This window comes from Flavobacterium sp. HJSW_4, assembly GCF_042436695.1.
In the GTDB taxonomy this organism is placed as follows: Bacteria; Bacteroidota; Bacteroidia; order Flavobacteriales; family Flavobacteriaceae; genus Flavobacterium.
In genome coordinates, this window is sequence record NZ_JBHNPP010000003.1 from 222,466 (window position 1) to 235,539 (window position 13,074).

Consider the following 13,074-nt stretch of genomic DNA (forward strand, 5'->3'; position numbering starts at 1 on the left):
AAAAAACTACATTCCCGGCCAGTATAAAAAATTAAATTTATGACCATCAGGATCTGAAAAGCCAAAAGTGTAACCAACTTCAAAATTTTCAGGTTCAGAAAAAATGGTTCCGTTGATTTCTTTTATTTTTTGATACCAAAGATCAACTTCCTCTACACTGGATGCAGACAAAGAAAATACAATTTCGTTATCTACTGCTGTATTAGAAAGTTTTCCTCTTATAGCATCTTCTAATCTTTTAGGCTCGAAAAAATTAATTACAAAATCATTTTCTCCAAATACAAAACTTACCAATTCTTTAGTTTCTTGTCCATTTTGTTTGAAGCCAAGATCAGTATAAAATTGAATCGTTTTCTGTATATCGTGTGAGACCAAGTTGGCCCATATGATTTTAGTTTTCATAAACTTAAGATTTTATTGATAACTAATTTAATCAATTAATTTCGCAAAAACTTCGTTTGAATTTTTAAATTGAATAGTTATATTAAAATTAACTACCTCTAAATTTTGATGATATTTCTTATATTAGCTCCAAAAAAAATCTTTTAAAACTAAAAAAGATAAACGATTCCAATTAATTGACATGAAAACTATACTTCTTGTATTTGCCTTATTTTTAAGCACTTTTAGCGGACACTCTCAACAAAAGAAAATAAAAAAAACAGTACCAGTTTCCGTTTCTAATAATACTGCAAAAGAGAGCCAGAGAATAGCAAAAATAAAACTTAAAGGGCATGTTTATGATGTTTATCAAAATGACATCAAAGATTTAATGTCTGAACAAACTCCGAAAGATACCTTAATCGAATATGATTTTACTTTTGAAAATACTAAATCGACTGTAGCAAATATTCAAAAATATGCTACTATAAAAGGTAAAATTGGTAGAGAGGGATTTTACAAAGTAAAAGGAGATACCTTAATTCTTACCGTTAATTACTACGATCCATATCATGGTGGCGCATTAATTGAAAGTTTTGTTCCAGATAAAAAAGGCTGGTTAAGAGAGGTCAAAAGTATAATGAAACCTATAGATACAGATACTGTTTCTGAAAGATATATTAAAACAGAAAGAATGTCAGCGCCATATTTGGGCCATTAGTAAAATATTAAATATGAAAATTTTAAGACCATTTACTTCATTATTTACTTTGGTAGTTACTGGATGTGTTGGAAACATGAATCCAACAGGAGGAAATTCAACTCCAAACTATCCTTATTATATTACTACCGAAACTATGTTGGTTAAAAATATAATGGTTCCAAAAGGAACAAAACTGACTTATAATGAACATTTTTTTGCGAAAGGAAAGCAAGAACATAAAATGAGTGAACAAAGATTAACGAGCATAAATCTACCCGAAGGACAAACGATAGATTGGGGCGGCGTTCCTGTATATTGGATTGAAGAATTTTTTAATTCGGAAATGCGTGGTTATACTGTTTATGCCGATTTCAGCAAATTAAGTGCCGATAAAAAAACTAAATTTTCAGAACTTTGGCAAAGCTGTAGTGATGGTTTAGGGATTACAATTAAAAATAAAGAAGATTGGTCATTTAATAAAGAAAATATAGCCGACGTAGAAAGTTGTAGTGTGAATTATCAGCGTTATTTCAAGGATGATTCCAGGCAACAGACATTTTTAAATGAAATGCACTCAGAGTTGCAGAAAATTAATTCAAAATAAATATACAATACCCTTATGATCTTAGCTTTTGACACTTATTATTTTGACCAAAAAGCAAAAACAATCTGTCTTGAATTCGCAGAATGGAATGAAGACAAAAACTTTAAAATTCATTCTGAAACCATAGACAACATTGAAGAATACATTCCTGGAGAATTCTACAAAAGAGAATTGCCTTGCATTTTGAGTTTATTAAATCAAATTGATCTCTCTACAATTGATGTTATTGTCGTTGATGGTTTTGTTTATTTGGATGATGAAAACAAATATGGTTTAGGCGGTTATTTATACGAAAAGTTGAATAAGGAAATTCCAATTATTGGTGTAGCTAAAACCAATTTTGCTTCTATAGGAAAGAACAAAAAAGCGCTTTTTAGAGGCGACAGCAAGAAACCGCTGTACATTACTTCTATCGGAATTGATTTGGATGAAGCTTATAAAAAAGTGGAAAGTATGGCCGGCGAGTTTAGATTTCCGACTTTATTGAAAGAATTGGATAGATTGACTAAGGAGAATGTTTAAATCATGAATGAAAAATAGAACCTCATTAAAGTAATTTTAAAAGTTAGTTTTCTATATTCGCCAAAAATATTTTTTAAATATTTAAGATTGGAAATTTATAAACATCTTTAATAGCATATGCTTTTTAACTCTATAAACTTTGCCATTTTTTTACCAATTGTCTTTCTTTTGTATTGGTGTTTGGCTAAGAAAAATCTAAGACTTCAAAATATTCTTTTACTTGTTTCGAGTTATTTTTTTTATGCTTGTTGGGATTATAGATTCTTATTTCTTCTTATTTTTTCAACATTATTAGATTACTTCACTGGAATTAAAATGGCTGATACAGAAAATCAAAACAAAAAAAAGTTTTGGTTCTGGTTAAGTATATCAATCAATTTAGGTTTTCTAGGAGTATTTAAATACTATAATTTCTTTGTAGAATCTTTAGCAGAAGCTTTAAAAAATACTGGATTACAAACCAATTTATGGACACTTAAGATTATTCTACCGGTAGGTATTTCTTTTTATACATTTCATGGTCTATCCTATGTAATAGACATTTATAAAGGGCGTATCAAAGCTGAGAAAAACTTTATTGATTATTCTTTATTTGTTAGTTTTTTCCCATTATTGGTAGCAGGACCAATTGAACGCGCAACTCATCTTCTGCCTCAGATAAAAAAAGAGCGATTTTTTGATTATAACAATGCTGTTGACGGTTTAAGACAAATTTTATGGGGATTATTTAAGAAAATAGTAATCGCTGATCAATGCGCAAAACATGCAAATGAAATTTTTAATAATTCGATAGGCCATTCTGGAAGCGATCACGTACTTGGAGCAATCTTTTTTACATTTCAAATTTATGGAGACTTCTCAGGATATTCTGATATTGCTCTAGGAACTGCTCGTCTTTTCGGAATTGATCTTTTAAAAAACTTCGCCTTCCCTTATTTTTCAAGAGATATCGCAGAATTTTGGAGACGTTGGCATATTTCACTTTCAAGCTGGTTTCGCGATTATCTTTATATTCCTTTAGGAGGAAGTAAAGTAAGTACATTAATGAGAGTGAGAAATACCTTTATTATTTTTATAGTAAGCGGATTTTGGCATGGAGCAAATTGGACCTTTATATTCTGGGGCTTACTAAATGCTTTGTATATTATGCCTTCAATATTATTTAATACTAACAGAAATAATATAGAAATTGTTGCAAAAGGAAAACTTTTTCCAAGTCTTAAAGATTTTCTTTCTATTGTAATTACATTCGGCTTAACAGTATTTGCATGGATATTTTTTAGAGCAGAAAGCTTAAGTGATGCATTTAATTACGTTTCGCAAATATTTTCAAGCTCTTTATTTACTATTCCAACAATTAGACCAACTTCCTTAATTGTTTTACTGATAATATTTATATTGATAGAATGGTTTGGTAGGGAAAAAGAATATGCAATTGCTTCTTTAGGTCTAAAATGGAAACCTTTTTTTAGGTATGCTTTTTATTATGTAATAATCATTTTAGTTTTTTGGTTTGGAGGAAAGGAATCAGAATTCATATATTTTCAATTTTAAGCTATGAAAAAGTTTATTCTAAAAACATTACCATTCATCTTACCATTCTTTATTTTATATCTGATTTCATTCCTATTTTATTCTGATAAGGAGAATCCTGATTTATTGCGCTTGGGATATATACCAAACATGGATAAGGGGTATATGGGAATCCTTGATTCAAATAAAAAAGTAAAACTTGAATCATTATCAAAAACTAAAAGCAAAGAATTCAAAATTCTGACTATTGGAGACTCATTTTCTAATCGTGACTCTATTGGATACAATGATATTCTAGCAGAAAATTTTAGCGTATTGAATGCTGATAATTTTAAAGCTGAAAATCAAATTCAAGCTATATTCAAACTAATTAATGGAGATTTTTTTTCAACCTACAAGATTGACTATGTGATACTTCAAAATATAGAACGAAATATTATTTATAATGCAGAAAGTGCAGATCTCAATCGAAAAATGGCTATTAGTGAGATATATGCTTTAAATAAGGATAACCATTTAAGACATCAAAACCATGATTATGAATTATTTTCTAAAACAACTTTAAAATTTCCATTCTCACTTTTGAAATTTTTTATTAATAAAAATTATTTATCTAATAATAAAGTTTTTAATCTAGAACTTAACGACAATAACTTATTTAGCAATAACTCTAATAAATTACTTTTCTTAAATCGAGACCTTTATTCACTAGAAAGAAATAACTCATTAAATAAGGTTGAAAAGCTTAATGATAGATTGAATTTTTTAGCAAAGAAACTTGAACAGAAAAATGTAAAATTAATTGTATTGCCAGCTCCCGATAAATACGACATGTACTATTCATACATTGCAGATAAGACAAATTTTACAAAACCGATTTTCTTTGAAAATTTAAAAAAACTTAAAAAAGATTACATTTATATAGATTCAAAAGAATTACTGTCAAAAAATATGGAAAGTAAAAAAGACATGTACTATTTTGCTGATACTCACTGGTCACCTGTAGCTGCAAAATTAATTGCAGATGAAATAAAGGAAAGAATAAAATAAAGAAACAAAAAAAACTCCTCATTTCTTGAGGAGTTTTTTTATCATACTAATTGATTTGAACTAAGAAACCTATTATATTCTTTTATCTTGATTTTTAGTCTGTTTGCTAAATATTCGTTTCCATCTTTCAGCTCGTTGTATATGGTTTCTGCTTCTGCCATATATTTTAGTTTTTTATCATCGTTCCAATAAAATGGAGGTTCCTGTAGATTTGAGATTCTGTCCGCCATTTTAACTGCCCAAACTTCTTTTGGCTGTTGTTTGATTCTTTTCAAACTGTCAAGCATTTTTTCTGATGAATCTTCGATTTTATCATCTTTAGTTAAAGCAAGAACTCCAGACGCAACCTGATTACCAAATAAGTCAATCACTTTTTCATATTTCATTTCGGTATCTTCTATCGTATCATGAAGCATGGCGCATTTAATGGCTAGATCGGCATTCATATTTTCAGTATATCGAACAGCATTTAAAACCTCAAAAACAACACTTCCGATATGATTAAGATATTCTACTCTTTCGTTTTCATTAAATCCTCCATATTTTTGTCCGTCGTGAAGTTTTGAAACCAGCTGCCAAACATTCTGAATTTCATCTATTGACCAGTCTTTTTGTTGTTGCATAATTTTAATTTTTATTTGATGTAATTTATTGATTTTTCTAAAGATTTGCAATCGTTTAATTAAAGTTTAAAATTTAAAGCAATAAGATTTTACTTATATTCGCATGAAAATAAAGAAAATCAAAATCCGTTTTAATGGATAAAACAATCATCGAAAACTTAAAAATTTTATCAGAGAATTTCAATTACAGATTTGATACTTTCTTAAAATCAGTCGTTTTTGTAAATGAAGTAAATAAAATTAGAGTTCAGCTTGAAGATGATGCTAATTTTAGAATTACGTATAATTTACATTTTACTGAAAAAATGATTTTAGTATCAAGAGAAACAGTTTATCATTTTTGCTTGGCTTTATTTAAAAGGCAAAACGTTGATAGTGAAGTTATTTTCAGCATAAGCAAACCAATTGATATTGACGAATGGTTTAAAATCGAAAAAAAAGAATCTCTAGACATAATTAATGCTATTCAAAAAGAACTTGATTACAATTATAGGTTAAAGCATTTATCTTCAGAAAGCAGCCGATTTGAAATAGCGTATTTTAATGGTTTGCTAGTTTTAGAAGATAAACAGCAAGAGTATTTTTCTAATGTCTTTGATTTTAAAATCTTTATAGAATAACATCCTTAAAAAGAAACCGTATGAAGCTAAAGTTTATTATTGTAATTGCTTTAATTTATTTTCATGTGCCTATTTTCGGGCAAAATAACTTCTCAGATAATCCTTTAGACGCCATTTTTGAAACAAAAGATTCGAAAAATTTCTGGATAGCTTTTGATAAAATGGACAAAACGAAAGAAAATCCATTTGTTGAGTACATGCAAAAAGGCTCTCTTGGCGTTAAAGCTTTTACAGAATACCGAATAATCAATGCAGATTCTCTTTTTAGTGTTGTGAAGAAAAGAAAAGCAGATTATGAGTCTTCAAGAAATGTACTGAACGGTCTTTCTTCCAAAGAAAAGCGAGTAAGAGCTATTTACAGCGCATTAAAATATTGGTATCCAAAGGCAAAATTCCCTCCTATTTATTTTGTTTATGGAAGATTCAATTCAGGTGGAACTTCTGCTCCAGAAGGTGTTGTTGTCGGAATAGAAAAGCTTCAAAATCTAGATGGAATTTCGGGTTTAATTGCACACGAACTCATACATTATCAGCAAAATATAACTGGTAAAGATATGCTCTTAAAATGGTGTTTGATGGAAGGTGGCGCAGATTTTATTGGCGAACTTATTTCGGGAGAATCAATTAACCAGTTTTCATACCAATATGGAGCAAAGCATAAGGATAAATTGTGTGAAGAATTTGTTTCAAGACTTAAAAATACAGACAATCAAGATTGGCTATATGGAACTTCCAATAAAGATGACAGACCAAATGATTTAGGCTATTGGATAGGCTATAAAATAACAGAATCTTATTTTAATAAACAGAAAGACAAGCAAAAAGCAATCGACGAAATTCTGAATGTAAAAGATCCATTACAATTCTTAAAACAAAGTGGATTTTTGGATGTTTATATCGAAAAATATCAAAAATCTAAAAAAGAAAATTATGATGCATTTTTCAAATAACAATCTTAATATATACCTATCTCTAAGAATCGCATAATAGCTATTGCAACGATAAAAGTTCCAATAAGGATGTAATTGATCTTCTGTGGAATTTTTGCTAAACCGTTTAAGAGTAGCATAAAGCCTAAAAAGAAAGAAATTATGTTTTGTCGAATTTTGTACAACTCTCGGTTATGATAGAATTCATCTTGCGTCATTAAAGAGTTTCCATTTAAACTAAGGCCGATAACAGTAATCTCATCTTTGCCTTCAGAAAGATATTTAAAATCGGATGATTTTATTAATAAATCGACTTTTTGGCCCTTTTTTAAATTTTCTACAGCGCCCTTTTTTCCTTTGGAAATGCTTGCGTTCAAAATATTAAATCGATTCTTAAAGTTAGTGGCCCAAAATTTATAATCGGCGGTACCTCTGCCCTTTGCGCTGACAATGTCCTTTTGCAGTTCTACTGTAATTTCTTGTAATTCTGATTTTTTAGATATCGCATTATTGGATAATCCAAAATAAAACATCAAAATCCCTACAAGTATAAAATACCAATTTAAATTAGATTTTTTTTTTGCCAATTTTTGTGTTTAAAATTATATATCTTAGATTTAGGCTGAAAAATCAGATTAATCTAAATGATTTAGTGTGCTAATATAGAAACAATTCTATAATTTACCATTTATGCAAATGGACGTTTTAAATCCTATTTTTTGCTAAGTTGAAAACAATTAATTCTAAATGACTGAGATAAAAATAATTTTTCGTTTCAATATATCTGAAGTTGCATATCCCTCGGTTGAAGAAATCTTATATTCTGAAAAAGAATTAAATATTATTTCGGGAAATCGAATTAAAAATGATTTCTTGAAAAGTGAAAATACAATAGCAAATAAAATTAATAGCTGTATAGAAAACGGAGAATTGATCCCAGCAGAATTGTGGTACCCATTTTGTATTTCAATGATTTCTGAAGGAAAAACAAATGTTTTTGCAGCAGGAATTGGAGATCTAAAAGAATTTGAAGAATGTCTTGAAACGAATAACTTTAGGCTTTCTGAAATCATTTATTTAAAACTAAATGATATTTCTAAAATTACTCAAATGGCAAAAGTGAAGTATCCAAAAATGTATGATGATGAGGAAATATTGAAGAATGATATTGAAAGATATAATAAAATGAGAGAAGAGATAATAAATTATGCTTTACCAAAATATAAAGTGGTAATCGAGGATTTCTTTTCAAAACAGATAAAATTGTAAAGTCTTTTGTATTTGGTAATTATTTAAATTGATAGTATTGAAAAAAGTTATAAAAAAAGGAATTAAATTTTTAGTAAGCATTTTAGTTTTATGTCTTGTCTATAGCTTTTCTTTGAAAAATTATGATGCATATTCCGGAGAGGAAACTTTACAATATTGGAAGAAAAATAAACAACTTTTTGAATCTGTTAATCAAAATCAAAACTTATCTTTTAAAAATTTAGATCCTTATTTGCTACAAAATAATCTTTTTTTGCTTGGAGAATTTCATGGTGTAAAAGAGACTATTAAAATCGATGCCGATCTTATTAAATATTTGAATCTTAAAGTAGGTATGCGATCTCATTTAGCTGAAATTGATTTTAGTCAGGCGTATTTTCTCAACCAATATTTGAATACCGGAAATGAAGAGTTGTTAGATTATGTTTTAAATACGTGGATAATTTATCACGGTCACAACAACAAAGATTATAGGGAAAAATGGATTGAAATTTATAAGCTAAATCAGTCTAATTTACCAAACTTAAAAATACAAGTTTACGGAATTGATAAGATTCAGAATTTAAAACTAACTCAAAAGCATTTGAAAATTTTATTGAAGAAAATAAATTTTTCTGATAATTTTCCCATACAAGATTCATTATTTATTAATTGGGCGAAAGAAAAATTGCCCAAAATGATTTTAGATGCAAAAAATGAAAATAATGAAAATAATGATGTTATTAAAGATCTTTTGTTTATTCAAAAAAACTTAATGGAATTTAATTCAATTTCTAGAGAAGATATTCTGTATTCTAATTTTAAGGCTTTATGCGAAAGATATAATCTTGAAAATGAAAAAATTTACGGCTATTTTGGAGAAGCTCATGTTTTACAAAAACAATTAGGTAAAAAGAAAGATTTTGGCGTTCTATTAAAGGAAGATAAATACTTTGGAAACAAAACCTATACAATAATCTCTAGATATTTAGATTGTAACATGTCTGCACCTTCTAAATATTTGCCTTTCTTTTTAAAAAGCGGAAAAGAACACACAAAATTAGGTATAACCTGCGATAATCCTTTTCTTCTTTATCATAGCGGCATAGCCGAGTTAAAAGAATTAACCAATAGCAATACTAATACCTTTTTTGATTTGAATCAAGAAAACTCTCCATACAGAGAGTCAAATAGATTGATTAAAAGTTTCGGTTTAATGAGTATCGTTTCAGGAATGGGAATCGAAAACAAAAACTGCTCAACCAGCGATTATGTTCAAGGGCTATTACTAATTAGAAATTCAGATTGGGCTCAACCTATTGAATAAGCTTCGGTGATTTAAAGCAAAAAACTCCAAAATCTTAAGACTTTGGAGTTTTGTAATTCTGTGGGCGATGAGGGGTTCGAACCCCCGACCCCCTCGGTGTAAACGAGGTGCTCTGAACCAGCTGAGCTAATCGCCCTATTTTACTAGGTTGCTATCGTTTGTGATTGCGAGTGCAAATATACAGCTAGATTTTATATTTCCAAGCCTTTTTTGGAAAAATGTGAAAAATAATTTCAATAAAATATTTAGAAATCTATTTTTCAAGGAATTAAAAAAGTGAAAAAATCTGTAATTTCTAAATTTTAGTTAAAAATTGAATCCTCCAAAGCTAATTCAGAATATTCTTTTTGTATTCATTTGCTATAGTCATACCTTTGCGCACCTTAATTGTATATTCAAATGGCAAGATTTCAAGAAAATGATTTACCGAAAGCTAAATTAACCTCTAACTCCCTTCAAAAAGCACTCAGAATTTTTAAATACGCTAAAAACCACAAATGGAAATTCTTCTTAGGTTTGATTTTCTTATTTTTAACAAGTGCCACTGCCCTAGCCTTTCCTAAATTAATGGGAATGTTGGTAGATTGTGTTACCAACAAAGATCTTTCTAGAGCAAACGAAATCGCAATGGGATTAATGGCGATCTTAATTCTTCAAGCCATTTTTTCTTTTTTTAGAATTTCGTTATTTGTCAATTTTACAGAAAACTCACTTTCAAACATTCGTTTTGCTTTATATGAGAATCTTATAAAATTACCAATGTCGTTTTATTCTCAGAAACGTGTTGGAGAACTTAACAGCAGAATTAGTGCTGATATTTCGCAATTGCAAGATACTTTCAGTACCACAATCGCTGAATTTTTACGTCAGTTTATTCTAATTATTGGAGGTTTTATAATCTTAGGAAATATTAGTCCAAAATTAACCTTAATGATGTTGGCAATTGTTCCTATTGTGGCGGTTGCTGCTGTAATTTTTGGAAGATTTATTCGTAAATACGGAAAGAAAACACAAGATAAAGTTGCCGAAAGTCAAGTTATTGTTGAAGAAACGTTGCAAGGAATTAGTAATGTAAAAGCTTTTGCTAACGAATGGTATGAAATTCAGCGTTATAAAAACAAGATTAGAGAAATTGTAAAAATTGCCATCAAAGGCGGTCAATACAGGGGGTATTTTGCTTCATTCATTATTCTCTGCCTTTTTGGATGCGTTGTTGCTGTAGTTTGGTACGGAATCACTTTAACGATCAAAGGCGAAGTTGAAGGTGTTGGAGATTTAATCTCTTTTGTATTGTATACGACTTTTATTGGCGCTTCTTTTGGTGGTATTGCCGAAATGTATGCGCAGATTCAAAAAGCGGTTGGTGCAACAGAACGTGTTTTCGAATTATTAGAAGAAACTCCGGAGGAAATTAATGCTAAGCCAAGACTTTCTGCAGTTGAGAAGATAAAAGGAAATGTAGCTTTCAATAATGTTGCTTTTAGTTATCCGTCAAGAAAAGAAGTTCAAGTTTTAAAAGATGTAAATTTCAATGCCGAATTTGGACAGAAAATAGCGATCGTTGGACCAAGTGGTGCCGGAAAATCTACGATTTCTTCTCTTCTTTTACGTTTCTACGATATAACTTTTGGAGAAATATTAGTTGACGGAAAAAATATTTACGATTATGATTTAGAAGATCTTCGCGGAAATATGAGTATCGTTCCTCAAGATGTAATTTTGTTTGGTGGAACAATTAGAGAAAATATAGCTTACGGAAATCCAAATGCTTCTGAAGAAGAAATTATTACAGCTGCAAAACAAGCCAATGCTTTCAATTTTATTGATGGATTCCCTGAGAGATTTGAAACTTTAGTTGGAGAACGCGGTGTGAAGCTTTCTGGAGGCCAACGTCAGCGTATCGCAATTGCAAGAGCATTGCTTAAAAATCCAAGTATTTTGATTCTAGATGAAGCTACATCGTCTTTAGACAGTGAAAGCGAAAAACTAGTTCAAGAAGCGTTGGAAGTTTTAATGGAAGGAAGAACAAGCATTATCATTGCGCACCGTCTTTCTACAATTAGAAATGCAGATAAAATCTTGGTTTTAGATAGTGGAAAAATTTCTGAAGAAGGAACGCACCAAGAATTAATAAACTTAGAAAACGGAATTTATAAAAACTTAAGTAATTTACAATTTAGCAACTCTTAAATGTAAATTCAAAAAAAAACTCCAATCTTATCGATTGGAGTTTTTTTTATCTGCAAACTGAGACAGAAAACTGAAAACTAAAAAATTATTTCCCTTTTCTTCTCTTACGTTCTGCTTTAATCATAGATAATTCGCGGCTTGTTTGCCCTGCTACTGAAGTATTTTCTTCAGCACGACGAATTAAGTACGGCATAACATCTTTTACAGGTCCGAATGGTAAATATTTAGCATCGTTATAGCCGTTTTCTGCCAAGTTATAGCTAATATTATCACTCATTCCGTATAATTGACCGAACCAAATTCTAGGATCGTTTTTAGCGATTCCTTTTTGAGCCATCATTTCCATTAATTTGTATGAACTCAATTCATTGTGAGTTCCTGCAAAAATGGCCATTTTGTCGATGTGCTCCAACATATATTCTACAGCACTATCATAGTTAACGTCTGTCGCTTCTTTAGAAACGCAGATCGGAGAAACATAACCTTTTTCTTGCGCTCTTTTATTTTCTTTTTCCATGTAAGCGCCACGAACCAATTTCATTCCGATGTAGAAACCTTCAGCTTTTGCAACTTCATGAAGTTTTTTCAAATAATCTAAACGATCCCAACGGTACATTTGTAACGTGTTAAATACAATCGCTTTTTCTTTATTGTATTTACGCATCATATCGGTAACCAATTCATCAGCAGCATCCTGCATCCAGCTTTCCTCACCATCAATTAATAAAGCAACATCTTTTTTATGCGCTTCGCCACAAACTTTATCAAAACGAGCCACTACTCTATCCCATTCTGCTTGTTCTGTTGGATCAAGAGTTTGTTTTTCTCCTAATTTCTCATACAATTCGAAACGGCCTAAACCAGTCGGTTTGAAAACTGCAAACGGAATTGCCAAACGTTCTTTAGCAAAATCAATAGTTCTTAAAGTCATTTCTAAAGCAGCATCAAATTGCTCTTCTTCTTCTTTTCCTTCAACAGAATAATCCAAAACAGACGATACTCCTTTTGTAAACATTTTGTCTACAACAGTAAGACAGTCGTTTTCGTTTACACCACCACAAAAATGGTCAAAAACAGTTGCACGAATTAATCCTTCTACTGGTAAATGAGCTTTAATTGCAAAATTAGTTACAGCAGTTCCAATTCTTACAAGAGGTTCGCTGTCAATCATTTTGAAAAGGAAATAAGCTCTATCAAGCTCAGTGTCGCTTTTTAGTGAAAACGCAACTTGAGTGTTGTCGAATATCTTTTCCATTAAATTTATTTTTTATGCAAATATAGAGAGTGTTTTGAATATTCTTTATCAAACGGCATCATATTTTTGTATATTATTAATAAGAATGT

The 13,074-nt window shown here is 30.0% G+C and carries 14 protein-coding genes and 1 tRNA gene; 10 read left to right on the forward strand and 5 right to left on the reverse strand.

Going from position 1 to position 13,074, the window contains the following annotated elements; genetic code table 11:
- Nucleotides 1-6 precede the first annotated feature (6 nt).
- Nucleotides 7-402: a VOC family protein gene (locus ACE01P_RS04310; RefSeq protein ID WP_379694606.1), complete on the reverse strand. Its 396-nt coding sequence runs from the start codon at nucleotides 400-402 to the stop codon at nucleotides 7-9.
- A gap of 181 nt (nucleotides 403-583) precedes the next feature.
- Here ACE01P_RS04310 and ACE01P_RS04315 point away from each other — a divergent pair, with 181 nt between their 5' ends.
- The 5 genes from ACE01P_RS04315 to ACE01P_RS04335 all read left to right on the forward strand — a co-directional run bounded on the left by ACE01P_RS04315 (nucleotide 584) and on the right by ACE01P_RS04335 (nucleotide 4,793).
- On the forward strand, nucleotides 584-1,102 hold the full coding sequence (locus ACE01P_RS04315; RefSeq protein ID WP_379694608.1) for a hypothetical protein: 519 nt from the start codon (nucleotides 584-586) through the stop codon (nucleotides 1,100-1,102).
- Nucleotides 1,103-1,115: 13 nt separating this feature from the next.
- A complete protein-coding gene (locus ACE01P_RS04320; protein ID WP_379694610.1) occupies nucleotides 1,116-1,688 on the forward strand; it encodes a hypothetical protein in 573 nt (190 codons plus the stop codon).
- A gap of 15 nt (nucleotides 1,689-1,703) precedes the next feature.
- Nucleotides 1,704-2,210, forward strand: coding sequence for an endonuclease V (locus tag ACE01P_RS04325; RefSeq protein WP_379694612.1), 507 nt, complete (start codon nucleotides 1,704-1,706; stop codon nucleotides 2,208-2,210).
- 117 nt (nucleotides 2,211-2,327) lie between these two features.
- Nucleotides 2,328-3,764: an MBOAT family O-acyltransferase gene (locus ACE01P_RS04330; protein WP_379694615.1), complete on the forward strand. Its 1,437-nt coding sequence runs from the start codon at nucleotides 2,328-2,330 to the stop codon at nucleotides 3,762-3,764.
- Between the two features lie 3 nt (nucleotides 3,765-3,767).
- Entirely contained in the window at nucleotides 3,768-4,793 is a 1,026-nt protein-coding gene (locus tag ACE01P_RS04335; RefSeq protein WP_379694618.1) for a hypothetical protein, read from the forward strand.
- A 41-nt stretch (nucleotides 4,794-4,834) separates the two neighbouring features.
- Here the strand turns inward: ACE01P_RS04335 and ACE01P_RS04340 are convergent, their stop codons facing one another.
- Complete coding sequence (locus ACE01P_RS04340) at nucleotides 4,835-5,416, reverse strand: bifunctional (p)ppGpp synthetase/guanosine-3',5'-bis(diphosphate) 3'-pyrophosphohydrolase (RefSeq protein ID WP_379694620.1); 582 nt, start codon at nucleotides 5,414-5,416, stop codon at nucleotides 4,835-4,837.
- A 134-nt stretch (nucleotides 5,417-5,550) separates the two neighbouring features.
- Here ACE01P_RS04340 and ACE01P_RS04345 point away from each other — a divergent pair, with 134 nt between their 5' ends.
- Both ACE01P_RS04345 and ACE01P_RS04350 read left to right on the forward strand, forming a co-directional pair.
- On the forward strand, nucleotides 5,551-6,036 hold the full coding sequence (locus tag ACE01P_RS04345; RefSeq protein WP_379694622.1) for a hypothetical protein: 486 nt from the start codon (nucleotides 5,551-5,553) through the stop codon (nucleotides 6,034-6,036).
- A 20-nt stretch (nucleotides 6,037-6,056) separates the two neighbouring features.
- On the forward strand, nucleotides 6,057-6,986 hold the full coding sequence (locus ACE01P_RS04350) for a DUF2268 domain-containing putative Zn-dependent protease (RefSeq protein ID WP_379694625.1): 930 nt from the start codon (nucleotides 6,057-6,059) through the stop codon (nucleotides 6,984-6,986).
- Nucleotides 6,987-6,991: 5 nt separating this feature from the next.
- On the opposite strand, the gene ACE01P_RS04355 is transcribed toward ACE01P_RS04350, so the two are convergent.
- Nucleotides 6,992-7,552, reverse strand: coding sequence for a hypothetical protein (locus ACE01P_RS04355; protein WP_379694627.1), 561 nt, complete (start codon nucleotides 7,550-7,552; stop codon nucleotides 6,992-6,994).
- Nucleotides 7,553-7,712: 160 nt separating this feature from the next.
- Between ACE01P_RS04355 and ACE01P_RS04360 the strand changes: the two genes are divergently transcribed.
- Entirely contained in the window at nucleotides 7,713-8,234 is a 522-nt protein-coding gene (locus ACE01P_RS04360; protein WP_379694629.1) for a hypothetical protein, read from the forward strand.
- Nucleotides 8,235-8,271: 37 nt separating this feature from the next.
- A complete protein-coding gene (locus ACE01P_RS04365; RefSeq protein WP_379694632.1) occupies nucleotides 8,272-9,540 on the forward strand; it encodes a hypothetical protein in 1,269 nt (422 codons plus the stop codon).
- Nucleotides 9,541-9,601: 61 nt separating this feature from the next.
- Here the strand turns inward: ACE01P_RS04365 and ACE01P_RS04370 are convergent.
- Nucleotides 9,602-9,676: transfer RNA gene (locus ACE01P_RS04370), tRNA-Val, on the reverse strand.
- A gap of 263 nt (nucleotides 9,677-9,939) precedes the next feature.
- Here ACE01P_RS04370 and ACE01P_RS04375 point away from each other — a divergent pair.
- The gene (locus tag ACE01P_RS04375; protein WP_379694634.1) at nucleotides 9,940-11,730 is read left to right on the forward strand and encodes an ABC transporter ATP-binding protein; all 1,791 of its coding nucleotides are present in this window, start codon (nucleotides 9,940-9,942) and stop codon (nucleotides 11,728-11,730) included.
- A gap of 85 nt (nucleotides 11,731-11,815) precedes the next feature.
- On the opposite strand, the gene ACE01P_RS04380 is transcribed toward ACE01P_RS04375, so the two are convergent.
- Nucleotides 11,816-12,985 carry a proline dehydrogenase family protein gene (locus ACE01P_RS04380; RefSeq protein WP_379694636.1) on the reverse strand — a complete coding sequence of 390 codons (1,170 nt, stop codon included), beginning with the start codon at nucleotides 12,983-12,985 and terminating at the stop codon, nucleotides 11,816-11,818.
- Nucleotides 12,986-13,074 lie beyond the last annotated feature (89 nt).

Bases quoted from the DNA above. Each gene is read 5' to 3' on its own strand.
- ACE01P_RS04335 (WP_379694618.1), top strand. From the start codon at position 3,768: ATGAAAAAGTTTATTCTAAAAACATTACCATTCATCTTACCATTCTTT.
- ACE01P_RS04325 (WP_379694612.1), top strand. From the start codon at position 1,704: ATGATCTTAGCTTTTGACACTTATTATTTTGACCAAAAAGCAAAAACA.
- ACE01P_RS04320 (WP_379694610.1), top strand. From the start codon at position 1,116: ATGAAAATTTTAAGACCATTTACTTCATTATTTACTTTGGTAGTTACT.
- ACE01P_RS04380 (WP_379694636.1), bottom strand. From the start codon at position 12,985: ATGGAAAAGATATTCGACAACACTCAAGTTGCGTTTTCACTAAAAAGC.
- ACE01P_RS04345 (WP_379694622.1), top strand. From the start codon at position 5,551: ATGGATAAAACAATCATCGAAAACTTAAAAATTTTATCAGAGAATTTC.
- ACE01P_RS04340 (WP_379694620.1), bottom strand. From the start codon at position 5,416: ATGCAACAACAAAAAGACTGGTCAATAGATGAAATTCAGAATGTTTGG.
- ACE01P_RS04375 (WP_379694634.1), top strand. From the start codon at position 9,940: ATGGCAAGATTTCAAGAAAATGATTTACCGAAAGCTAAATTAACCTCT.
- ACE01P_RS04360 (WP_379694629.1), top strand. From the start codon at position 7,713: ATGACTGAGATAAAAATAATTTTTCGTTTCAATATATCTGAAGTTGCA.
- ACE01P_RS04350 (WP_379694625.1), top strand. From the start codon at position 6,057: ATGAAGCTAAAGTTTATTATTGTAATTGCTTTAATTTATTTTCATGTG.
- ACE01P_RS04330 (WP_379694615.1), top strand. From the start codon at position 2,328: ATGCTTTTTAACTCTATAAACTTTGCCATTTTTTTACCAATTGTCTTT.
- ACE01P_RS04315 (WP_379694608.1), top strand. From the start codon at position 584: ATGAAAACTATACTTCTTGTATTTGCCTTATTTTTAAGCACTTTTAGC.
- ACE01P_RS04310 (WP_379694606.1), bottom strand. From the start codon at position 402: ATGAAAACTAAAATCATATGGGCCAACTTGGTCTCACACGATATACAG.